23 protein-coding genes and 1 pseudogene are annotated in these 20354 nt (G+C 53.0%); 19 read left to right on the top strand and 5 right to left on the bottom strand.

The annotated features are described in order from the left end of the window. Nucleotides 1-8 precede the first annotated feature (8 nt). From ACFPPD_RS05265 to ACFPPD_RS05235, 7 genes are all read left to right on the top strand, one after another. Complete coding sequence (locus ACFPPD_RS05265) at nucleotides 9-1070, top strand: GDP-mannose 4,6-dehydratase (protein ID WP_209746491.1); 1062 nt, start codon at nucleotides 9-11, stop codon at nucleotides 1068-1070. Next, the gene (locus ACFPPD_RS05260) at nucleotides 1036-1773 is read left to right on the top strand and encodes a glycosyltransferase family 2 protein (RefSeq protein WP_209746489.1); all 738 of its coding nucleotides are present in this window, start codon (nucleotides 1036-1038) and stop codon (nucleotides 1771-1773) included. The genes ACFPPD_RS05265 and ACFPPD_RS05260 overlap by 35 nt, the downstream gene beginning before the upstream one ends. Continuing rightward, entirely contained in the window at nucleotides 1757-2077 is a 321-nt protein-coding gene (locus tag ACFPPD_RS05255; protein ID WP_209746487.1) for a lipid-A-disaccharide synthase N-terminal domain-containing protein, read from the top strand. The genes ACFPPD_RS05260 and ACFPPD_RS05255 overlap by 17 nt, the downstream gene beginning before the upstream one ends. A gap of 87 nt (nucleotides 2078-2164) precedes the next feature. Further along, nucleotides 2165-2527 carry a DUF1304 domain-containing protein gene (locus tag ACFPPD_RS05250; RefSeq protein WP_209746486.1) on the top strand — a complete coding sequence of 121 codons (363 nt, stop codon included), beginning with the start codon at nucleotides 2165-2167 and terminating at the stop codon, nucleotides 2525-2527. Between the two features lie 91 nt (nucleotides 2528-2618). After that, nucleotides 2619-3443: a DUF6492 family protein gene (locus ACFPPD_RS05245; protein WP_209746484.1), complete on the top strand. Its 825-nt coding sequence runs from the start codon at nucleotides 2619-2621 to the stop codon at nucleotides 3441-3443. Nucleotides 3444-3772: 329 nt separating this feature from the next. After that, entirely contained in the window at nucleotides 3773-4558 is a 786-nt protein-coding gene (locus ACFPPD_RS05240; RefSeq protein WP_378081422.1) for a glycosyltransferase, read from the top strand. A 36-nt stretch (nucleotides 4559-4594) separates the two neighbouring features. Continuing rightward, complete coding sequence (locus ACFPPD_RS05235; RefSeq protein ID WP_209746480.1) at nucleotides 4595-5980, top strand: sugar phosphate nucleotidyltransferase; 1386 nt, start codon at nucleotides 4595-4597, stop codon at nucleotides 5978-5980. A gap of 62 nt (nucleotides 5981-6042) precedes the next feature. Here ACFPPD_RS05235 and tatC read toward each other — a convergent pair whose 3' ends face one another. The 3 genes from tatC to ACFPPD_RS05220 are packed head-to-tail and all read right to left on the bottom strand — an operon-like array spanning nucleotide 6043 to nucleotide 8716. Next, nucleotides 6043-6771, bottom strand: coding sequence for a twin-arginine translocase subunit TatC (tatC, locus tag ACFPPD_RS05230; RefSeq protein WP_209746478.1), 729 nt, complete (start codon nucleotides 6769-6771; stop codon nucleotides 6043-6045). A 6-nt stretch (nucleotides 6772-6777) separates the two neighbouring features. Next, complete coding sequence (gene tatA / locus ACFPPD_RS05225) at nucleotides 6778-7014, bottom strand: twin-arginine translocase TatA/TatE family subunit (RefSeq protein ID WP_209746476.1); 237 nt, start codon at nucleotides 7012-7014, stop codon at nucleotides 6778-6780. Between the two features lie 28 nt (nucleotides 7015-7042). After that, a complete protein-coding gene (locus ACFPPD_RS05220; RefSeq protein WP_209746474.1) occupies nucleotides 7043-8716 on the bottom strand; it encodes a PhoX family protein in 1674 nt (557 codons plus the stop codon). Between the two features lie 417 nt (nucleotides 8717-9133). On the opposite strand from ACFPPD_RS05220, the gene ACFPPD_RS05215 reads away from it, so the two are divergent. The 5 genes from ACFPPD_RS05215 to ACFPPD_RS05195 are packed head-to-tail and all read left to right on the top strand — an operon-like array spanning nucleotide 9134 to nucleotide 13394. Then, the gene (locus tag ACFPPD_RS05215; protein WP_209746472.1) at nucleotides 9134-9814 is read left to right on the top strand and encodes a Crp/Fnr family transcriptional regulator; all 681 of its coding nucleotides are present in this window, start codon (nucleotides 9134-9136) and stop codon (nucleotides 9812-9814) included. A gap of 29 nt (nucleotides 9815-9843) precedes the next feature. Continuing rightward, nucleotides 9844-10683, top strand: coding sequence for an ABC transporter ATP-binding protein (locus ACFPPD_RS05210; protein ID WP_209746470.1), 840 nt, complete (start codon nucleotides 9844-9846; stop codon nucleotides 10681-10683). After that, complete coding sequence (locus ACFPPD_RS05205) at nucleotides 10616-11380, top strand: ABC transporter permease (protein WP_378081415.1); 765 nt, start codon at nucleotides 10616-10618, stop codon at nucleotides 11378-11380. The genes ACFPPD_RS05210 and ACFPPD_RS05205 overlap by 68 nt, the downstream gene beginning before the upstream one ends. A 27-nt stretch (nucleotides 11381-11407) precedes the next feature. Further along, nucleotides 11408-12448, top strand: a complete 1041-nt coding sequence (locus tag ACFPPD_RS05200; RefSeq protein ID WP_209746468.1) for an ABC transporter substrate-binding protein — start codon at nucleotides 11408-11410, stop codon at nucleotides 12446-12448. 25 nt (nucleotides 12449-12473) lie between these two features. Further along, nucleotides 12474-13394, top strand: a complete 921-nt coding sequence (locus tag ACFPPD_RS05195; RefSeq protein WP_209746467.1) for an MBL fold metallo-hydrolase — start codon at nucleotides 12474-12476, stop codon at nucleotides 13392-13394. 288 nt (nucleotides 13395-13682) lie between these two features. Here the strand turns inward: ACFPPD_RS05195 and ACFPPD_RS05190 are convergent, their stop codons facing one another. Both ACFPPD_RS05190 and ACFPPD_RS05185 read right to left on the bottom strand, forming a co-directional pair. Next, a complete protein-coding gene (locus ACFPPD_RS05190; RefSeq protein ID WP_209746465.1) occupies nucleotides 13683-13799 on the bottom strand; it encodes a LysR family transcriptional regulator in 117 nt (38 codons plus the stop codon). Nucleotides 13800-13803: 4 nt separating this feature from the next. Continuing rightward, a complete protein-coding gene (locus ACFPPD_RS05185) occupies nucleotides 13804-14226 on the bottom strand; it encodes an Lrp/AsnC family transcriptional regulator (protein WP_209746463.1) in 423 nt (140 codons plus the stop codon). Between the two features lie 142 nt (nucleotides 14227-14368). On the opposite strand from ACFPPD_RS05185, the gene ACFPPD_RS05180 reads away from it, so the two are divergent. The 7 genes and pseudogenes from ACFPPD_RS05180 (at nucleotide 14369) to ACFPPD_RS05135 (ending at nucleotide 20166) form a co-directional block, all read left to right on the top strand. Further along, nucleotides 14369-14935, top strand: coding sequence for a cysteine hydrolase family protein (locus ACFPPD_RS05180; RefSeq protein WP_209746461.1), 567 nt, complete (start codon nucleotides 14369-14371; stop codon nucleotides 14933-14935). Nucleotides 14936-15033: 98 nt separating this feature from the next. Continuing rightward, a complete protein-coding gene (locus ACFPPD_RS05175; protein WP_209746459.1) occupies nucleotides 15034-15189 on the top strand; it encodes a hypothetical protein in 156 nt (51 codons plus the stop codon). Beyond that, a pseudogene (locus tag ACFPPD_RS26950) lies at nucleotides 15180-16325 on the top strand (ATP-binding domain-containing protein); the annotation flags it as partial. The gene ACFPPD_RS05175 and the pseudogene ACFPPD_RS26950, both read left to right, overlap by 10 nt. Nucleotides 16326-16476: 151 nt before the next feature. Beyond that, a complete protein-coding gene (locus ACFPPD_RS05150) occupies nucleotides 16477-16818 on the top strand; it encodes a zinc ribbon domain-containing protein YjdM (RefSeq protein WP_209746457.1) in 342 nt (113 codons plus the stop codon). 4 nt (nucleotides 16819-16822) lie between these two features. Beyond that, nucleotides 16823-17560, top strand: a complete 738-nt coding sequence (locus ACFPPD_RS05145; RefSeq protein WP_209746455.1) for a spermidine synthase — start codon at nucleotides 16823-16825, stop codon at nucleotides 17558-17560. A 44-nt stretch (nucleotides 17561-17604) separates the two neighbouring features. After that, entirely contained in the window at nucleotides 17605-19155 is a 1551-nt protein-coding gene (locus ACFPPD_RS05140) for a tetratricopeptide repeat protein (protein ID WP_209746453.1), read from the top strand. Nucleotides 19156-19224: 69 nt separating this feature from the next. Next, a complete protein-coding gene (locus ACFPPD_RS05135) occupies nucleotides 19225-20166 on the top strand; it encodes a LysR family transcriptional regulator (RefSeq protein WP_209746451.1) in 942 nt (313 codons plus the stop codon). Nucleotides 20167-20354: the final 188 nt, after the last annotated feature.

Below are 20354 nucleotides of genomic sequence, written 5' to 3'. Positions count from 1 at the left end.
GGTATTGAATGTCTACCTACCTGATAACCGGTGGAGCGGGATTTATTGGATCGCATGTATGCGAAGCTCTTTACCGAGAAGGTCACCGCATCATAAACGTGGATCAATTCTCTGATTTGTACGACTATCGGTTGAAAATAATGAATATACTAGAATCGATAGGATCGAAGGCTTCTTTCGACTTTACCGTGAAGTCGAAGGATCTAGAGCGGTTGTCGGAAAGAGTGAACGGAAGCCGTTACCGGTTGGTCATCGCGGATATTCGGAATGCGGACTCATTAAGCGCTCTATTCCAAGAGGAGAAGATCGATGCGGTCGTTCATTTGGCCGCCTTGCCGGGAGTAAGGGCGTCCATTGATCAGCCTCAGTTGTTCGAAGCCGTCAACGTACAAGGCACCCTAAACATACTGGAGGCGATGAGGGGGTTCGGAGTACGCAAGTGGGTATGCGCTTCTTCCTCGTCCGTATACGGGAACAATCGCAAGGTACCGTTCGCCGAAGAAGATGCCGTCGATCGCCCCATATCGGTCTATGCGGCCAACAAGAAGAGCTGCGAGCTCCTAGGATACACCTATCGTCATCTGTACGGAATCGATACCCTGATGCTGCGTTTCTTCACGGTGTACGGGGAACGCCAGCGACCGGATCTGGCCATACGAAAATTCGCGACTCGAATCGATCATGGCTTGGAGCTGCCCTTCTTCGGAGACGGGTGTACCCGAAGAGATTACACCTACATCGGGGATATCGTGAACGGAATTCGACAGTCCATTCGTTATGTAGAAGAGCATGCGGACGTATACGAGATCGTGAATCTGGGCGGCAATCGAACGGTATCGCTGAGCGAATTGGTGGAGCTGCTGGAGAATGAACTAGGCAAGCCGGCGATCTTGAACCGTCTACCCTTGCAGCCTGGAGATGTTCACAGTACTTGGGCAGATCTGACCAAGGCGCAAGCTTTGCTGGGGTATGAGCCCCAAACTTCGATTGAAGAAGGAATTCGTAAATTTATCGCTTGGTATAGGAGTGACGAACATGGTCGAACTGTCGGTCGTCGTACCTTTATATAACGAGAAGGACAACTTGCATCGGCTTTATCAAGCCGTTACGGATGCGGTGCAAGGCCGTATCGAGAGCTATGAGATCGTGGGCGTGAACGACGGGAGTACCGATGGCAGCGCCGAATGGCTGGATCGGATGGCCGAGGCGGATAGCCGTCTCAGGGTCATCCACTTTGAGCGGAATTGCGGTCAGACCGCGGCTATCTATGCAGGAATCAAGCAGGCTTCAGGCCGGTATATTGCGCTAATCGATGGAGACTTGCAGACCGATCCCAATGACATTTTCACGCTCATGCCGTACATGAAAGACTATGATTTCGCGAACGGGATGAGGGTTAGGCGCCAGGATACGCTTGTGAAGAGAGTATCTTCAAGAATCGGCAACGGAGTGAGAAACAAGATTACCGGAGACAAGATCAACGATACCGGTTGTCCGATGAAGCTGTTCAAACGGGAAGTGGCCTCCAGCTATTTTCTATACGAAGGCTTCCACCGATTCCTTCCTACGCTTGCGCGAATGAATGGTTATCGAGTGATCGAGGTACCCGTATCCCATCGGGAGCGGGAATTCGGCGTATCCAAGTACGGGGTCTGGAACCGGGCGCTCGTCGGACTCATGGATGCGATCGTAATCGGATGGCTGAGGAAGCGAACCATCCGATATCGAATCAAGGGAGAAGAGCGGGTGGACGTCCATGCTGCAAAACATTAGCACCAAAGAAGCGATGTGGATCCTATTTGGCTTAATCGGCCAACTCATGTTCACGGGAAGATTCGTCATTCAATGGATCGCAAGCGAACGGGCGAAGATGAGCGTCGTAACCAAGTCCTTCTGGCTATTTAGCATACTGGGCAGCAGTGTTCTGTCGGTCTATGCGATCTATCGCAAAGATCCCGTCTTCATCCTCGGGCAAGTTCCGGGCATCTTCATCTACATCCGCAATTTGGTCATTATGCGCAATAACGAACGCAGTCGGAGAGCAGCCTCGGCGGCAAGCAACACCCGGGATATGTAATCCGCGCGGAAACATTTGACAAATAAACGAGACGGCGTATAATCAGTCCAAGCCATTTATAATTAAAGGGATTGGGGAAAAATGGAAATGACGATTATAAGCGCCATACTAGTCGCGCTTGTCGCGATAGAGCACGTCTACATCTTAATACTGGAGATGTTCCTGTGGACCACGCCTAGAGCGAGGAAAGCATTCGGCACCTCTAAGCCGTTCGCGGAAGACACGAAATCGCTCGCTGCCAATCAAGGGCTTTATAACGGTTTTTTGGCGGCAGGTCTGTTCTGGGGGCTGATTTATCCCGAAGCCGCGATCGGACACCAGATTCAAATCTTCTTTCTGGGGTGCGTTCTCGTTGCCGCCGTCTATGGCGGCTTGACGGCGAAGAGATCGATCCTGTTCGTGCAAGGACTCCCTGCATTCGTAGCTCTGGCGTTCGTGTCGATATCGTAAACAACAGGCAGCACTTATAGAGTGCTGCCTGTTCCTTTTGCTCGATGTAAGCATATCATGATCTCATTACTGGCTAAGTGGAGATGAAGATATGTCCGTCCTCGGCAAGAGTCGACTAAGCAGCAACGCTAAAATAGATGTCTTGATCCCTGCAATCGAGAAGGATTTAGAGACACTGCCCTATGTGATTGATGCCGTCAAAAAACAGGTGAAGCATCCTATTGGCAATATTCTAATCGTAGCTCCGATGCGGAAAAAAATAAGGGAACTGTGCACGCGAAAAGGCTGCAAATTTGTCGACGAAAATACGGTTCTTCCCCTCACTAAGAAAAACATTCGCTATCGCTCTAAGAAATGGGAACGATCAGGATGGCTATTCCAGCAATTATTGAAAATGAGCGGCGATACTTTAAGTAAATCGGATTATTTTTTGGTTATTGACGCAGACACCGTATTAATCCGCCCGCATGTTTTTAGAACAGGTCGTAAGACGTTGTTTTATTGCAGAAAATGGAGCCAGCCCGAGTATTTTAAGACTTATCGCAAGCTTCTGGGAAAAAGGGCTACCGCACCCTCATCCTTCGTTACTCACTATATGCTGTTCGAGAAATCGAAGCTGCGGCAGTTGAAAAAAGCTATTGCATCGAAACATCATATGAGCTGGCATTCGGCGATATTAAGAAAGATGGACAAATCGAAGCCATTTGCTTTTTCCGAATTTGAAACCTACGGAAACTTCCTCTACTCTGGAAATCCCGGCGGGCTAGTTCTCAAGAGCGCGTTGAATAAGAGTTTAAATACGAGAATTGCGCAAATCACCCCAGAACGAATCAAGACGCTATCGCAAAAATATCGATCGATCTCGTTTCACAAGCGTAAAGGCTATGCAAGAAAAGCCGATGCGGTGAGCCGGTGACTCCTTATCAAGTCGTATGGAAAGGACCGGTTAACAGAGCATCCGGTCTTGGAATCGCGAGCAGAGAGTATGTTCGGGCGTTAAAACGGCAAGGGGTAAATACCGTAGTTGGAACCGCGAGGAAGCAGGCACCTCGACATTCAAAAAGACGCAGGGTCTTAATCTATCATTACCCGCCCAATACCCTTAACGTAAAGAAGGAAAGAAAGCATTTCAACGCAATTATCATCAATACCGTCTGGGAAACTACCCGGATCCCTCATCGATGGCGGTCTCCTATCAATCGAGCCGATGCCGTGTGCGTTCCCTCGTATCAGAACAAGCAGGCCATGCGAAACAGCGGAGTGAAGGTTCCTATATTCATTGTTCCTCATGGAGTGAATACCCGAACGTTTACCCCGAAGAATAAGAAGCTGCCCGTAAAAAACGCAAATGGGAAATTTATCTTTGTTTCTGTATTCGGCTTTCAGCACCGCAAAAATCCCGAAGCTTTATTAAAGGCTTATTGGGAAGAGTTTTCCTCCGCGGATAAGGTGCTTTTGATCATCAAAACGAACGGATACGCTCCTAAAGAAAGCGAAAAATGGATCCGAAGCCAAATACAAACCTACAAAAAGAGACTTGGAATTCACAAGAAAACGGCACCGGTTATCATGATGGCCCGACGTCTAAATCCCAAGAAACTGAGAGGGATTTATACGCGCGGTCATGCCTTTGTTCTTCCTACTAGGGGGGAAGGTATCGGATTGCCGTTTTTAGAATCATTGGCCAGCGGTATTCCCGTAATAGCGACCGGCTGGGGCGGACACATGGACTTCTTAACAAGTAAAAATTCATTCTTTATTAACTATAAATTAAGATCTCCCGTCATTGGAATGAATCGTAAATCATCCATTTCACGTCAATTTCGCTATTTGTTTGCGGAAAAAGATCAGCGTTGGGCGGAACCGGATATCCGCAGCTTAAAAAGACAGATGAGAACAGCTTACGAAAACCCTCATCTATGCAAGAAAAAAGGGCGACAAGGCAGACTTGATGCGCGTAACCTGTCTTGGGACCGTGCGGGTAGATCATTGAAAAAAGCGGTAGAAAAAGCGATCCGGATTAAAAAATAAGAATCGACGCTCTAACGTTCGAGGGGAGGAATGTTCTTGCGGATTGTTCTATTGAGCGGCGGTTCCGGAAAAAGACTTTGGCCGTTATCCAATGAGATTCGATCCAAAATATTTCTAAAGCTCCTACCGTCGGAAGATGGCGGCAAGGAATCCATGATTCAGAGGGTATGCAGACAATTGGATGAAGCAGGATTGCTTCCATCCACCTCTATCGTTGCACATAAAAGCCAAGTTGAAATGATACAAAATCATGTGGGCGACAAAATCCCTATTATCGCTGAACCTCATAAAAGGGGAACCTTCACGGCTGTTGCTTTAGCCGCAAGCTATTTACATTCCAAGCTGCCGGCGACTCCGGATGAAACGGTATGCGTTATTCCGGTTGATCTATTCGTCGAGTCGGAATTTTTCGATTTGCTTCGCAAATTTCCTGAGGTCCTTGCTCAATCGGGTTCGGATTTGGCCCTTCTCGGAACGACTCCCAAGCATCCCTCCAGCCAATATGGTTATATCGTGCCGCAACTGGCAGTCGAGACTGATTACTTATCGAAGGATTATTTTTCCGTAACTCAATTCGTCGAGAAGCCTATTGAAGAGTATGCACTCCGTCTGATCAATGAATATGCGATGTGGAACTGTGGCGTGTTCGCTTTCTCGTTATCTTTTATGCTCTCTAGTTTAAAAAGCAAAGGTCTTCCCATTGTATATAAAGAGTTACTTGACCGCTATGAGCATCTTTCCGAAGCTAGCTTTGATGTAGAGGTCGTGGAGAAAACACGCCATTCGGTTGTCATTCCTTACGACAAAGTTTGGCAGGATCTAGGCGACTGGGGCGTGCTTCCGGATCATTTTGGAAGCAGCGTTATCGGTCTAGGACAGATATCAAGCGATTCCATTCATACGCATCTGGTCAATGAGCTTGCGTATCCGATTCACGTTATCGGCGTTTCGAATATTATCGTAGCCGCAAGCACCGATGGTATACTTGTTGCAAATAAAGACAAATCCAATCAAATTAAAAAGCTGCTCAACTACCGTCAAAAGCCCATGTATGGGGAAAAAAGATGGGGAACCTATCGAATATTAGACCATTCGATGACGGATATAGGAACGGAAACCTTAACGAAGAAAGTTCAATTGTTGCCCGGGAAAAATACAAGCTATCATCTGCATCAGAAGAGGAAAGAAACCTGGACGATCATTTCCGGTACCGGAGAGTTCATATTGGAAGCCGTGAACGATCAGATTCAGACCGGAGACGTTCTACAAATTCCCGCTGGCGCCAAGCATGCCATCAAGGCGATTACGCCGCTTGAATATATTGAAATCCAGATAGGGACCGAACTGGTTGATGAAGACATCATTCGTATAGCCATGACCTGGGAGGAAATGATCCAATATTGCAAGAATAAGGATCTATAGAAGAATTGCGAAAGCCTCGCAGGCCGAATGAACGATTCGGCTAGCGAGGCTTCTTCGCGACATTATTGACCGATCGCGATCAATCGTTTGCGGTACGCCCATTTGGACAAGGTGACGCTGATTTCGTAGAGCAGGAATAGCGGGATAGTGACCAGTATATCCGACACGATGTCGGGCGGCGTAATCATGACGGCAGTTACAGTCAGGAGGAAGTACGAAAGCTTCCGTCCTTTGGCGAGCCGCGCCGGGGTTAGAATGCCGAGCCGGGTCAGGAACATGACGATGACCGGCATTTCGAACAACAAGCCGAAAGGCACCGTCATGCTGAGCATGAACGAGAAATACTTATCCGCAGTGTACACCGTTTCGAAATCGGTGGACATTTTTTCTAAGAATTGCAACACCATCGGATAGATGATCATGTAACCGAAGCCAATCCCGAGCGCGAATTGTATCGCAAGCCAGGGGATATACGAAAGCGTCGCTTTCTGCTCCCGCGGCCGAAGCGCCGGTTTGACGAATTGCCACACCTGAAACCCCGCGACGGGAAGCGTGACGGCGATCGCCACGACTCCGGCCAGCTTCAGATATACCCAGATAATATCCGACGGCGCCAGAATCGCCAGCTTCTGATCGAGGTCTCTTACAAGCCAGCGATAAATCTCTTTGACGTAGATAAATGCGCCGATGATCGATACGAGAAAAGCGACGAGCGTAAAAAGCAGACGGCGGCGCATTTCGCCTAAGTGATCGACAAAACGACTCTCTTCGACGGATGGAACGCTTGCCATGCCGCCTTAACCCTTTTTCGATTCGACAGCGGCCAGGCGGGGGGCGGCTTCCGAAACGGCTTCTTTCGGTTCGTCTTTGTCCCCTTTGTCTCCGTTCATCATCTCGCGAGTGGCGCTCTTGAATTCGCTAAGCGTGCGTCCGAAGGCGCGTCCCAGCTCGGGAAGCTTGGATGGCCCGAAAATAATGAGCGCGATAATCAGAATGAGAATTAATCCGCCGACACCGATATTTCCGAATGGCATGACAGCATCTCCTTATAAGTAGAATGGTTTAACCTAGCTTGAAGCCGGTGATGGCGACGACGCCGCAGCGAGGAATTTTGTCTCCCTTGCGATGCGGCCATAGGCTTGTCGGGTTGTTCAAGTCCGTCGTGTTCTCTCCCGGGTGCTGAATGGACAGGAACAGGGTTCTCTCGTCCGGGGCGAAGAACGGGCCGGTCATTTCGCACTCCCGAGGACCGGAAGCGAATTGCATCGCCGTCCCTTTGTTCGGGCCCGACGTCGGAATGACGAACAAGCCGTTGTTCTTGAACGTCGTATAGATGCCTTGGTTCAGGCTGCTGGAGGAAATGTCCGTCACGACCCACAGGCTGCCGTTCGAGTCGAATGCCAGGTTGTCCGGCGAGCTAAAGCCGGATTGACGACCGCCTGCCGCGAATATCTCGAAATCGAACGCCTTGGAGCCAAGGTCGTTGTCCTTTTCGAAAATGCGAGTAATATGCCCGTGGATATTGCCGTGAAGGTCGTTGTTCGTATGGCAGATGAACACGGTGTTGTCGAACGGAGACACTTCAATGTCCTCCGGACGATCCGTAGGCGTTCCGCCGAGGATTAATGCCGCTTCATGGCAATTCGTAACGACGTCGCCTTGGGACTTGAATCTCGCTTTCAATTCCTCGACGGTGCCTTTCAAGCCCGTCGGCGTCTTGAAGCCTTCCTTGCCGATGGCTTTCGTAACGGCGTCGATCGTGATCGCTACCCATTCGCCTTTTTTGAGGTTAGCGACGTACAGCGTACCGTCCGCGAGCAGGCTGGAATTTGCCCGGCCCTTGGCAGCATCGAACTTGCCATTGCTGACGAACTTGTATACGCAGGCGTCTTTCTTATCGTCGCCCATATAGACGACGATTCGGCCGTCTTTGGCCAATCCCATGGCAGTATTCTCATGACTGAAGCGGCCGAGGGCGGTATGCTTGCGGAGGAACGAGCCGTCGAACGGATCGATTTCGATAACCCAGCCGTAATGCGTAAGGGGGAGGTTGGCGGCGGTTGCGGTTTCCGTGAAGTTCTCCTCGCACGATAGGACCGTGTTCCATAGCGTGACGCCTCCGGAGCAGTTAGCGAAAGTGCCTTGTACGGACGATACGCCTCCTACCGCGGAGCTTCCTTTGGCTGGACCGGTTAGTTCAAATGTCGTAAAGCCGTTAATGCGTCGGGCGTATTTGGAGGTTTTGTCCAGCTTCCATACGCCGTCCTTGTCTTGAAATACTTCGGTGACCGACATCCCTTGGTAGTACAACTCATTCTTCAATTGTTGCGCCGACATTTTGCCGTCTTTGATCTCGCCGTGCAGGAATTGATGCGTGTATTCGTGGTTCGTGGCGAGCAGTCCCCGGGAGTTAGAGCCGTCGATCGGGAAAAAGGCGTTATAGTCGCTGCCCGTACCGAACTTGTCTCCGGCCGTGTTAATCACATCGTCGAAGTTAGCGATAACGTCGTACTTATAACCTTTGGGAAGAAGCAGTTGATCCTCATTGGATGGCTCGATCGGCTCGAAATATCCGCTAACGCGATTCGTCTTGAAGCCGAACAGGTGATCAGCCGTTTTGGAAGCGGCCGAGGCTTTACCTTCAAGCAAGCCGAGTCCTGCCGAAGCCGTGGCAAGCGCAGCGGCGCCGGTACCGAGATAAGACAGGAACGTTCGACGATCGATTTTCTTTTCCATGGAATGGATACACTCTCCCATTAAAATTTGCCTATCTCAGACAAGCATAGGGCTCGAGTGTAAAGGGAAGATGAAGGAATCTCCATCCTATTGTAAAATCCTTCTTTCCGGCAGCTCCGGGGAACGTCCGCGTCCTCGCAGGTCAAGGTCTTGGTGGATGAAATGGAAGAGTAGCGGGAGGGCCGAGTCGTCTAGACAACGGATTAGGATGTATCAAAGGTTGTCTCTAAGGTCTTTCCGACCGCCGGGACAACCTTTTTTTGCGTTCCGTACGACCGACTCCTCCAAATAACCCGCCTACGACGACGATTTTGTCGGCTTACCGACTGTTTTTGCTTTCGAACATGAACTATAATCGTAAATACCTATAGGCTAACTATGAATTAAATCGAGGGGATAGAGAGGGGCTTAACGGGCATGGACCAAGAAGGACTGACCTCCTATTCGAAAAGAACCGCAACGGATAATGGCGAAGCCGAGCAGCTCCCGTTAGCAAGGCTATTCGAGGAATACGGGACTTCTCGCGGCATGAAGAAGAACGCCTTTATTTTCAGAGGGGAAGAGGAGAGCCGGGAAATCTATTTCGTCCGGGACGGACTGGTCAAGATCTCGCAATTCGCGCAGGAAGGCCAGAGCATCACCATGTTCCTTCGTCACAAGGGCGAGATCTTCGGCGCGGCCGAAGTGCTGACGGGACAGAAACGGCAGCGGTATGCGCGTTGCATAGCGGATAGCGTGATCCTCTCGATTCCTGCCTCGCAATTTAAGAATCTGCTCAAGAGCCATCCGGACGCCCTGTTCGCGCTGACGGTATCCAACGCCCGCCGGCTGCTGCAGACGCAACGGTACGTGGAGACGCTTATTTCGAGACCGGTTGCCTGGAGACTGGCGCAATTGTTGATCCAGTTGGGTACCCCCATGGGCAAGGAAACGGTCGTCACGCTGCCGTTCAGCCATGAGGAGATCTCTTACGTGATCGGCTGCAGCAGACAGACGGTTACGGAGACGTTGGGACGGTGGCGAGACGAAGGAAGCATTCGCTACGAGAAGAAGACGGTCGTCATCCTCGATACCGATGCATTCCAGCAACGCTTGTAACGATACGGACAACCATGGGGGGACGGAAAATGATCCGGGTAGAAGCAGTCGGCAAGACGTTCATGCAGCGGGACGGGGCGGGCTACACCGCGCTGGAGGACATCGATTTCGAGATCGGCAAGGGCGAATTCGTCTCGATTCTCGGCCCATCCGGCTGCGGGAAGTCCACGCTGCTGAATGTGGTGGCGGGGCTGGAGCGGGCGGATAGCGGCCGCGTCGAAGCGAACGGCAAGGAAGTCGCGCAACCGGGGCCCGACCGGATCGTCGTGTTCCAGGACCATGCGTTGTATCCATGGCTTACGGTGCTGGAGAACGTCGCTTTCGGGCTCAAGCAGAAGGGGATCAAGAAGAAGGAGCGCCGCGAACGGGCCATGGAGCAGATTCGGGCCGTCCATCTGGGCAAGTTCGCGGACCGTTATCCCCATGAGTTGTCGGGCGGGATGAAGCAGCGGGTGGCGATCGCGAGGGCGCTCGTCATGGATCCGGAGATTCTGCTCATGGATGAGCCGTTCGCCGCGCTGGACGAACAGACGAGGCTTCTGTTGCACAAGGAATTGGAACAGATCTGGCTGAACACGCGGAAGACGATTCTGTTCATCACCCATAACATCCGGGAAGCCGTCACGCTGTCCGACAGGGTGCTCGTCATGTCTACCCGGCCGGGCCGGATTAAGAAGGAGTTCCGCGTACGGGCCACTCGACCGAGAGAGCCCGGCGATTCCGTTCTGCACCATATCGAGAGTCAGATCATGGACACGTTGGCCGCCGAACTCGAGAAGGTGGCGAAGGAGGAATACGGCAATGACTACACGCTGGAGAAAAGCCCTCTTTCTCATTCTGCTGCTAGTAATCTGGGAGACGGCATATAGGACGATGCATTGGGGCTGGCGATTCCCGTCGGCGCTGCAGACGATGCAGACGTTCTACGACGGGATCGCGAACGGGCAACTGCTTGACGCGACGATGGGTAGCCTGAGGCGGATCCTCATCGCCTTCTCCCTCTCGTGCGTCATCGGCATGACGCTGGGCGTTCTGTTCGCCCGGAGCCGGCTGCTGGACGAAACGTTCGGATTCGTCGTCGTCGCGCTGCAGACGGTGCCCAGCATCGCATGGCTTCCGTTCGCCATCATCTGGTTCGGGCTGAACGACATGTCCGTCATCTTCATTACGACGATCGGAGCGACGTGGACGATGACGATCGCGAGCCGAAGCGGGATTCGGAACATCCCGCCTATCTATTTGAAGTCGGCTCAGATGTTCGGTACGGGACGAGGCTTCCGGCTCTTCTATCAGGTGATGGTTCCCGCCGCCATCCCGCAGCTCATTACGGGGATGCGGATGGCGTGGGCTTTCGCTTGGCGGGCTCTCGTATCCGGGGAGCTCATCGCGCGCGGCATCGGCCTCGGGCAGTTGCTCGAGGAGGGCAGAAGCCTCGGCGACACCTCCGTCATGCTCTGCATCGTGCTCGTGATCGCGATACTCGGAACGATCTCCGACCATCTCGTCTTCAAGCGCATCGAGAATCGGATCTGGACCCAGTACGGGCTGAATGCGGCCAAAACCTAAGTTTGCAATAGAAAAGGAGAATGATCCATGTTCAAAAAATCGGCTTTTATTATCCTTAGCATTGTCCTGATTCTAATTACGCTGTCCGGCTGCGGCTCGTCGAAAGACAACGCGGGCAGTAAGTCGGCCGACCCGGTAACGGTGAAGATCGGCTTGCTCAAGAACGTAACCCATGCTCCCGCATTCGTGGCGATCCAGAAGGGCTACCTTCAGACGCGTCTCGGGGACAATGCGAAGATCGAGGTTCAGGGCTTCAACAACGGCGCGGACTTCTCGACTGCGCTGGCAACCGGCCAGATCGATATCGGCTACGTCGGACCGAGTCCGGTCATCAACCAATACGTAAGGAGCAAGAACATCAAGATTCTTTCCGGTGCCAATAACGGCGGCGCCGTTCTGGTGGCGAGGAAGGGCTCCGGCGTGACGAGCGTCAAGGACTTGGCGGGCAAACTGGTCGCGATTCCGACCAAAGGAAGCACGAACGAGATTTCGCTCCGCCTTTTGCTGCGAGATCAGGGTCTTCAGGTAACGACGGACAAGAGCGGGACGCAATTGATCGCCATGGCTCCCGCGGATACGCTGACGGCCATGAAGCAAGGGCAGGTAGACGCAACGCTGCTGCCCGAGCCGTGGGGGACGCAGATCGCGAACGAAGGCATCGGCGATATCGTGGTGGATTGGGATCGGATTCCGCCGAACAAAGGCAATTATCCGCTCACGATTATCGTATCCGGCGACGGCTTCCTGAAGGACCATCGGGATCTGGCCAAATCCGTTCTACTCGCCAACGAGGACGCAATCAAGTTCATCCATGACAACCCGGATGAGACCTATTCGCTCGTTAGCGACGAATTGAAGGAACTGACCGGCAAGGGCTTGGACGCCGAGCTGATCGAAGCCGCCCTGTCGCACTTAAGCTTGACGACGGACATCGACCGGGACGCGTTGAAGACGATGGCTCAGGTAGCGGTCGATGCCGGTTACGTCAAAGGCGTCGGAGAGGCCGGCTTGGATCTGACGGGTCTGTACGATCTGTCGTTGCTGAAGGAGACGCTGGAGGGTAAATAAATCAAGGACGAGAGGGGCGAAGACGATGTATATCCAACCACAAGAGAATTTGCGGCCCGACTTTCACCCCGCCCTGACCGTTGTGCTGCTCGGAACGGGTTCGCCCCGCGCCTTCTCCGGACGGGCGAAGCCGGGAGTCGCGGTGTTGGCGGGAGACAAGGCGTTCCTCGTCGATTGCGGAGGCGCTACGGTGGACCAGCTGATCAAGGCGGGCATCATGCCCCAGCGGATCTCCGACGTGCTGTTCACCCATCACCATTACGATCATAACGGCGGATTCTTCGACGTGTTCATCACGAGCTGGAGAACGCACGTTACCGCGGATCGCGTCTTCGAAGGCCGTTCGGTGCCTATGCAAGTGTACGGTCCCGAGACGACGAAGGCGATTATCGGGAAAATGCGGGAGTCCTTCGAGTTCGACGTCAAGCTTCGAATCAGCTATAACCTGTCGGACGAGGCGGGCTCGCGAATCGAGTATACGGAGCGCAACGAGGGCGTCGTCTACGACAAGGACGGCATCCGGATCACCGCCTTCGAGGTGGACCATCGCCCCGTCTATCCGGCCGTCGCCTACAAATTCGAGTACAACGGCAAGACGGCCGTCATCTCGGGCGATACGATTCCGGTGCCCAACATGGAGAAGCATGCGGCCGGCGCGGACCTGCTCGTTCACGAAGCGTACAACAAGCCGTGGCTCGATTCCTTGATCGCGCGGTTTCCCGAGCACGAGAAGGCGCTGGCGAACCCCGCGAAGTATCATACGACGACGCTGGAGGCGGCGGCCATCGCGAGCCGGGCGGGCGTCAAACATCTCGCGCTGACGCATCACATTCCCGCGCCGGCGGCGGAAGAGCGCGCGGAGCGGGCGTATATCGAGGGGATGGCGGACATCTACGCCGGCCCGATCACGGTCGGTCGGGATCTCATAGTGTTCGAGTTGAAATAGGACGATCGCATATTCACCATCAAAACAAAACATAAATTAAAGGCTGAGTTCCACTCTGTTGTGGCTTAATGACAGACAAATGAACTGTAAAACATGCAGTTATTTCGGCTAAAAATCAGATATCTGGTGAAATAGATGTAATACATACATTAATTTCACCAGATTCATCCTGCATCAGTTGAAATCCGCAAAATGAAGTGCACCTTTTGCATATAATTCATGCAAAGGCCTCACCACGTATCTTTTTTCATGCACATTTTACAGTTAAATATTCCAACTACGTTGTTTCTAAGCAACTTTCACGCTGAACTCAGCCAAATTAAAAGTCTTCTCCAAGCTTCGCAATTGTTTGCTGAGCGCCGAATGCGAGAGGTGGAGGTTCTCGCTTGCTTTGGAAATGCTCATCGTTCTAGCCGAAGCTCCTGTGCGCCACCGGGGAAGAAAGCTGAATATGGGTGGAGGACTTGCCGTAGGGCATCGCGGCGTCTATGAATTGTTCCAGCGTTCGTACCGAATCGGTGACGAGCTTAACCAGATAGCTGTATTGACCCGCGAGCCGGTGGCATTCCATTACCTCCGGATGCTCCTTGCAGAACTCCGCGAACGCATGGCAGCGTTCCGTTTCGAACAGAATAAAAGCCGTCACGCTTTTATTCAAGGCTTCCGCGGACAGGTTGGCCCGGTAGGCTTCGATGACTCCGCGTTCCTCCAGCTTTTTGACCCGTTCCGCCGTCGCCGGAGCCGTTAAGCCGATGCGCTGGCCCAGCTCCGTCATCGAGATGCGGGCGTTTTCCTGAAGCTCTTTCAGAATCCCTCGATCCACTTGGTCCATTCGCGTCTCCTTTATTTCTAAGGCGGAATCCCCTATTTTCCTTGAATTCCGAACCCGATTCGCCTAAATGCTTTCGCTTGTTTATGTCTTTCCTCTTCTCGATTCTTTAAAATAATGTCATCAACGAGCGGAGGTTGCAAGCATGAACAACATTTTACCCCGGACGCCCTTGCTTCTTATCGATGTTCAGAACGCGTTCGACGACCCCGAATGGGGAGAGCGGAATAACAAGGATGCCGAAGAAAAAATAAAAATGCTGCTAAGCGCATGGAGAGAATCGGGGAGACCCGCGTTATTCGTTCAGCATGCCTCCCGGGCGGTAGATTCGCTCTTCCATCCCGCGAAGCCGACGTTCCCGTTCAAATCCGGCATCGAGCCGATCGCCGGAGAACGCGTCTTCCGCAAATACGTGAACAGTTCGTTCATAGGTACCGATCTCGAAGATGCTCTTAGGCAATCAGAATGCGAGCAGATCGTCATCGCGGGGCTGACGACGAATCATTGCGTGGAGACGACGACCCGCATGGCCGGCAACCTCGGATTTAACCCGATCCTCGCGGAGGATGCCTGCGCGACGTTCGGACGCCGCGGTCCCGACGGGACGTATTACTCCGCCGAGCGAATCCACGAGATGACGTTGGTGAACTTGCACGAGGAATTCGCCCGAATCCGGACGACCGCCGAGGTGCTCGCGATGTTGCGGGAATAGCCGAACAAATAAAGAACCCGGCCGAGATGGCCGGATTCTTCGTATAACGTAAAAAATCCTTTGCGCGCAAAGGATCATCGTGGTAGGAGCGTGTTCGGATGCTGAACGAGAAGGATTGGCAGCAAGAACGGGAGCGGCTAGAACTGGTGACGGACAAATTGCGATCGGCGATCGCCGAGCTGGAGCCGGAGGTAGCCGGGCTGCGCGACCAGGTGGCGGACATTCGCAAGCGGTTCTGGGAGGCACGAGCCTGACGATCGGCGACGAATTGCTTCAACAGGTTCTCGGCAAGGGCGCGGATACGCAAATGAAGAGCATCGTCGCGACCATTCAAAGAGAGCAGAACGCCATCATCCGCGACGACAAGAGCCGAATGCTTATCGTGCAAGGGGCCGCCGGCAGCGGGAAGACGTCCGCGGCGCTGCAACGGGTGGCCTACTTGCTGTATAAACACCGCGACAGGCTCAAGGCGGACCAGATCGTTCTTTTTTCGCCGAACGCGATGTTGGATCCGCGTTCCGGCTCGAAACTCCTTTCGAGCAGATCGAATACGTGCTGACGGCAACGTCGTCCCCGGAGTATGAAGCCCGGGCGAGCGGGATTCAATATAAGGCGTCCGAAGCGTACTTGCGAGCGCTACAGAGCTATGCGCTTTGGTTGGGGAGGAAGGGCATGCGATTCCGAAGCATTTGCTTTCGGGACCGCGAGCTCATTACGGCGGAGCAAATGGAATCGCGGTTTTACGGCTACGACGAATCCATCCGCCTGACTAATCGCGTCGCGTTGTTGCGGGAGTAGCTTCTGAGAGAGTTGGCTTCGCTGGAGCGTCTGGAGCGGGAAGAGCCCTGGGTTCGGGAGGAGCTCGATTACCTCGACAACGGGCAATACGCGGAAGCCTACGGCGCGCTGCGCAAGAAGTACGGGCAAGAGGAAGTGGTCCTTCATTTTAACGAACAGTACGCGGAATATTTCGGCGATTCTTCCGGGAATCCGGAGGAAGAGGATCCCTTTGACTTTGCCGTGCCTCGCGCAGCTCAAGGCCGAAGGCTTCGACTCCGTCGCCGTCGTTACGAAGACGGAAGCCGAAAGCCGAGAGGCTTATGAGGCATTGTCGACGCGCGGTTGCGGGGATTCGAGGCTCGTCACCAAGGAGACGCTCACCTTCGAGAAAGGGACGGCGGTGATTCCGGCTTATCTCGCCAAAGGCGTCGAATTCGACGCGGTGCTCATCTACGATGCTTCTTCGCAAACGTATAACCGCGAAAGCGAGCGGAAGCTCTTCTATACCGCGTGCACGCGCGCGATGCATCGGCTTCTGCTTTACTCGACGGGAGAGTGGTCGCCATTCGTTCGGGCGTTGGATACGTCTTTGTACGAGGCTGAATCATAAGGCGCTGTTGGCATATCAGGCCGGAGACGTCGACGTGGACGTTCCAGGCCGGAACGGCTCTTTTTCGCAGACTAGCTTTTCGCCGGCAAACCCGTTAAGCTGAGCCTTATGACAGACAATCCGAAACCCTAACCGAATGGAGAAATGAACGTTGACGACTTTGCCTAACTGCCCCGAATGCAATTCCGAATATACCTACGAGGACAACGGACTCATGATCTGCCCGGAGTGCGCCCACGAGTGGACGCCGTCTTCGGGATCCGACGATAACGAACAGCTCAAGGTCGTGAAAGATGCCAACGGCAACGTATTGAACGACGGCGACTCCGTATCGGTCATCAAAGACCTGAAAGTCAAAGGAACTTCGCTAGTCGTCAAGATCGGCACCAAAGTCAAAAACATTCGCCTGATCGAAGGGGACCATGACATCGATTGCAAAATCGAGGGGTTCGGGGCGATGAAATTAAAGTCCGAATTCGTAAAAAAGATTTAGCTTCATGCGGCTCTTGATCAAGGAAACGACGCCGTACAACGAGATTAGCGTATACGAAACGACCGAATTGTACGGGAAAAAGGGAAGCTACCGGATATTAAGGTTCGCGGACGAGGCGGTTCAAGGCGCGATGGACTTGGAGGATCCGGGACGGGTCGTCCTGGAATACCAGCGAGCCGTCATTCATCTGCTGCGGACGAACGCCCCGTCCTTCGCGAATGTTTTTTCGGTCGGGCACGGGATCGGGACGATCGCCGCGCATGACCCGGACAAGCGGTTCGTCGTCGCGGAAATCGACGGGAAGCTGGAAGAGTTCAGCCGGCGGTATTTCGGATACGGCTTGGACAACGTACGTATCGGAGACGGGCGGGAGCTTCTGGAGCGGGAGGAGCCGGATACTTACGACGCGATCGTCGTGGACGCCTTTACCCATGAGGGAACGCCGTCGCATTTCACGACGCTGGAGTTCTTCGCCATGGCGAAGACGAAGCTGATCTCTCGCGGAACCGTCATCCTGAACCTCTTCGGCAAACGGAACAACGACAGGCTAACGGATGCCATTCATTCGACGCTCGGCGAAGCGTTCGAGTATACGAAAGTCTTTTTCCGGCCTGGGAACGAAGCCGACAACGAGGGGAACCTGATGATCGCGGGCAGCGATAAGAGGATCGACTACAAGGAACGGCAGATGCCCGGATTCCGGGAGATCGACATCGGGAAAGGGTATATCATCCGGGATTAGCGTAAATCTAATCGAATAACGTTCAGAGAGCAGGATCAGTCGACATGACGGCGAACGACAAACAACGCTATCGCTTTAGCGAAGCGCCGATCTGGCATATACAGCGGCAATATTACGAAGAAGAAGGGACGAAGGCGTGGAACAACGACCAGGTCCCTCAATACATTACGAGTAATCCGATGATCGCTGCCGCCTATGCGGAGATGATCTTCGGGTTTCTTCAAGATCGGGCGAATCAAGGACACGGCACGGAGCCCGTCTATATCGTCGAGCTTGGCGCGGGAGCGGGACGTCTCGCTTACCACGTGCTGCAAGAGCTGTGCCGGATAAGAGACTACGCGGGGGTATCTCTGCCTTCGTTCCGCTACATCATGACGGATTTGGCGATGAACAACGTGAAGGCTTGGATGGAACACCCTGCGCTGCAAGCTTATATCGCCGAGGGATTGCTGGATTTCGCGCGGTACGATGCCGTTCATGATACGGTTCTGAACCTCGTCGCGTCGGGGACGACCGTCGGCGAAGGAGATTTAAGTCAACCGCTGATCCTCGTCGCGAACTACTTCTTCGATAGCATTCCGCAAGAATTGATCTATATCGGCGATGGTCAAGTGTACGAAGCGGATGTTTTCGTCGAGTATACCGAAGACGGGGATTCCCTGAAGCCGGCGGAATTATTGGATCGAATCTCCTTGCATTACGAGCATCGACGGGCGCCCGGGTACGAGCAAGAAACTTATCCGTACCGCGATGCCATCGACGTCTACCGGGAGCAATTGGAGGATTCGCATATTTTATTTCCCGTGGCCGGATTAACTTGTCTGGAGCGGTTGGATCGGTTCTCCCGGGCGGGATTTCTATTGCTCACGGCGGACAAGGGAGATCACTTGCTCGATAGCTGGAAGTTCGCGGAACCGCCGGAGTTAGTCCTGCATGGCAGTTTTTCGCTAACGGCCAACTACCATGCCATCCGGCATGTATTCGAACAACGAGGCGCCCTGACGTTATTTCCTCCGCAGCATTATAAGAACATCAATGTCGGCTGCATTCTCCATCTGGACGACCCGACGGCGTATGTCCATGCGAGATTGGCTTATCGCCGATGCGTCGAACGATTCGGTCCGGACGAGTTCTTCATCCTGAAGCAATGGGCCGATCGCCATATGGAAGGCATGGACTTGCAACAACTATTAAGCTTCTGGCGTCTGGGCGGATACGATGCGGAATGGTTCATTCATAGCGCGAAGAGGATTTCCGGTCTGCTGCCGGAGGCGGGCGACGAAGAAAAGCGGGATATTCTGAGCGGCATCCAACGGATGTGGTCGTCTTACTACGCCATGGAGCAACGGTACGACTTGGCGCTCGATGCCGGATTGTTGCTGTTCGAGATGGCCATGTACGACGAGGCCAAAGCCTTCTTGGAAATCTCGGTAAGGGAAGAACAAGATGAGGTCGAGTCGATCGTCTACTATTGTCTGGCGATTTGTTGTTTCGAGTCGGAGTCGATCGACGAGGGTCTGGATTACGCGCGGAAGTTATTAGAACTCGAGCCCGATCATGAAGAGGCGTTGGCGCTGTTAAAAGGATTCGAATAACGGGTTAGCGAGGAATTCGAGGGAAAAATCCGATATACTGATAGAAACCCCTTTTAAGGACGGATCCCGATGACCCTTCAACAATTGAAATACATCCTGACCATCGTCAGCTGCGGCTCCATTAGCGAAGCGGCCAAGCAGCTGTTCATTTCCCAGCCGAGCTTGTCGAGCGCGGTGAAAGAATTGGAGCAGGAGATCGGCGTGGATATTTTCTTGCGGTCCTCCAAGGGCATCGTGCTATCGAACGAGGGGGCGGAATTCCTCTCCTACGCCAGGCAGGTCGTCGAACAGTCGGAGCTTCTCGAGCAAAGGTATATGAACAAGAAGCCTTCGAAGAAGCTATGCTCCATCTCGACGCAGCATTACGCGTTTGCCGTTCAGGCGTTCGTCGGTCTATTGAAGGACCTGAACACGAACGAGTACGAGTGTACGCTGCGAGAGACGAGAACCCATGAAATCATCGAGGACGTCCGGAATATGCGCAGCGAGATCGGCATTCTCTATCTTAACGACTTCAACCGGAAGGTTATCGAGAAAATATTGAAAGAAAGCGAGCTGCGGTTCCATCCGCTGTTCATCGCCGAGCCGCATGTCTTCATTAGCTCCGCGCATCCGCTCGCGGCGAAGACGATGCTGGAGATCGAGGACATGGACGATTTTCCGTGTCTGGCCTTCGAGCAGGGCGAATACAACTCTTTCTACTTCTCGGAAGAGATTCTGAGCACGAGATCGCAGAAGAAAAAAATATTGGTCAGCGATCGCGCGACGTTATTTAACCTCCTCATCGGGCTGAACGGTTTCACGATCAGCTCCGGCGTGCTGAACGAGGACTTGAACGGGGAGCAGATCATCTCGGTGCGACTGCGTACGGACGAGAACATGCAGATCGGATACATCACGAACAAGAAAGCCAATCTGAGCCTGCTTGCAGCGGATTACGTTCGCAAGCTGAAGAGCGTCATCTCGGATTTCGGATACCCGATCATAAGCCAAGAGGATGAACTCGGTTGAGTTCATCCTCTTGCGCGTACGGCGGAGTCAATAAATACAAGTTCAAAAAGTCCGCTTCCTGCTTCACTTCGTGATAAGAAAAACTTCTATCGATGCACCCTCTAAGAAGCGCGACCGCGAATAGAGGAAGTTTTTCTAAGTACAGAAAGTTATCATCCTCACCATCAATTATTGTGAATAATAACTTT

Origin of the sequence: Cohnella suwonensis (assembly GCF_042655365.1) — a bacterium.
GTDB lineage: Bacteria > Bacillota > Bacilli > Paenibacillales > Paenibacillaceae > Cohnella > Cohnella suwonensis.
The sequence above is the reverse complement of the archived record's forward strand: the minus strand, read 5'-3'. Positions and strand labels throughout refer to the sequence as shown.

What these genes read in the sequence shown, in the direction of transcription:
- ACFPPD_RS05195 (WP_209746467.1), top strand. Translation starts at nt 12,474, where the DNA reads ATGTATATCCAACCACAAGAGAATTTGCGGCCCGACTTTCACCCCGCC.
- ACFPPD_RS05250 (WP_209746486.1), top strand. Translation starts at nt 2,165, where the DNA reads ATGACGATTATAAGCGCCATACTAGTCGCGCTTGTCGCGATAGAGCAC.
- ACFPPD_RS05220 (WP_209746474.1), bottom strand. Translation starts at nt 8,716, where the DNA reads ATGGAAAAGAAAATCGATCGTCGAACGTTCCTGTCTTATCTCGGTACC.
- ACFPPD_RS05265 (WP_209746491.1), top strand. Translation starts at nt 9, where the DNA reads ATGTCTACCTACCTGATAACCGGTGGAGCGGGATTTATTGGATCGCAT.
- ACFPPD_RS05260 (WP_209746489.1), top strand. Translation starts at nt 1,036, where the DNA reads ATGGTCGAACTGTCGGTCGTCGTACCTTTATATAACGAGAAGGACAAC.
- ACFPPD_RS05185 (WP_209746463.1), bottom strand. Translation starts at nt 14,226, where the DNA reads ATGGACCAAGTGGATCGAGGGATTCTGAAAGAGCTTCAGGAAAACGCC.
- ACFPPD_RS05180 (WP_209746461.1), top strand. Translation starts at nt 14,369, where the DNA reads ATGAACAACATTTTACCCCGGACGCCCTTGCTTCTTATCGATGTTCAG.
- ACFPPD_RS05190 (WP_209746465.1), bottom strand. Translation starts at nt 13,799, where the DNA reads ATGAGCATTTCCAAAGCAAGCGAGAACCTCCACCTCTCGCATTCGGCG.
- ACFPPD_RS05200 (WP_209746468.1), top strand. Translation starts at nt 11,408, where the DNA reads ATGTTCAAAAAATCGGCTTTTATTATCCTTAGCATTGTCCTGATTCTA.
- tatA (WP_209746476.1), bottom strand. Translation starts at nt 7,014, where the DNA reads ATGCCATTCGGAAATATCGGTGTCGGCGGATTAATTCTCATTCTGATT.
- ACFPPD_RS05175 (WP_209746459.1), top strand. Translation starts at nt 15,034, where the DNA reads ATGCTGAACGAGAAGGATTGGCAGCAAGAACGGGAGCGGCTAGAACTG.
- ACFPPD_RS05205 (WP_378081415.1), top strand. Translation starts at nt 10,616, where the DNA reads ATGACTACACGCTGGAGAAAAGCCCTCTTTCTCATTCTGCTGCTAGTA.
- ACFPPD_RS05240 (WP_378081422.1), top strand. Translation starts at nt 3,773, where the DNA reads ATGCGAAACAGCGGAGTGAAGGTTCCTATATTCATTGTTCCTCATGGA.
- ACFPPD_RS05215 (WP_209746472.1), top strand. Translation starts at nt 9,134, where the DNA reads ATGGACCAAGAAGGACTGACCTCCTATTCGAAAAGAACCGCAACGGAT.
- ACFPPD_RS05245 (WP_209746484.1), top strand. Translation starts at nt 2,619, where the DNA reads ATGTCCGTCCTCGGCAAGAGTCGACTAAGCAGCAACGCTAAAATAGAT.
- ACFPPD_RS05210 (WP_209746470.1), top strand. Translation starts at nt 9,844, where the DNA reads ATGATCCGGGTAGAAGCAGTCGGCAAGACGTTCATGCAGCGGGACGGG.
- tatC (WP_209746478.1), bottom strand. Translation starts at nt 6,771, where the DNA reads ATGGCAAGCGTTCCATCCGTCGAAGAGAGTCGTTTTGTCGATCACTTA.
- ACFPPD_RS05135 (WP_209746451.1), top strand. Translation starts at nt 19,225, where the DNA reads ATGACCCTTCAACAATTGAAATACATCCTGACCATCGTCAGCTGCGGC.
- ACFPPD_RS05255 (WP_209746487.1), top strand. Translation starts at nt 1,757, where the DNA reads ATGCTGCAAAACATTAGCACCAAAGAAGCGATGTGGATCCTATTTGGC.
- ACFPPD_RS05140 (WP_209746453.1), top strand. Translation starts at nt 17,605, where the DNA reads ATGACGGCGAACGACAAACAACGCTATCGCTTTAGCGAAGCGCCGATC.
- ACFPPD_RS05145 (WP_209746455.1), top strand. Translation starts at nt 16,823, where the DNA reads ATGCGGCTCTTGATCAAGGAAACGACGCCGTACAACGAGATTAGCGTA.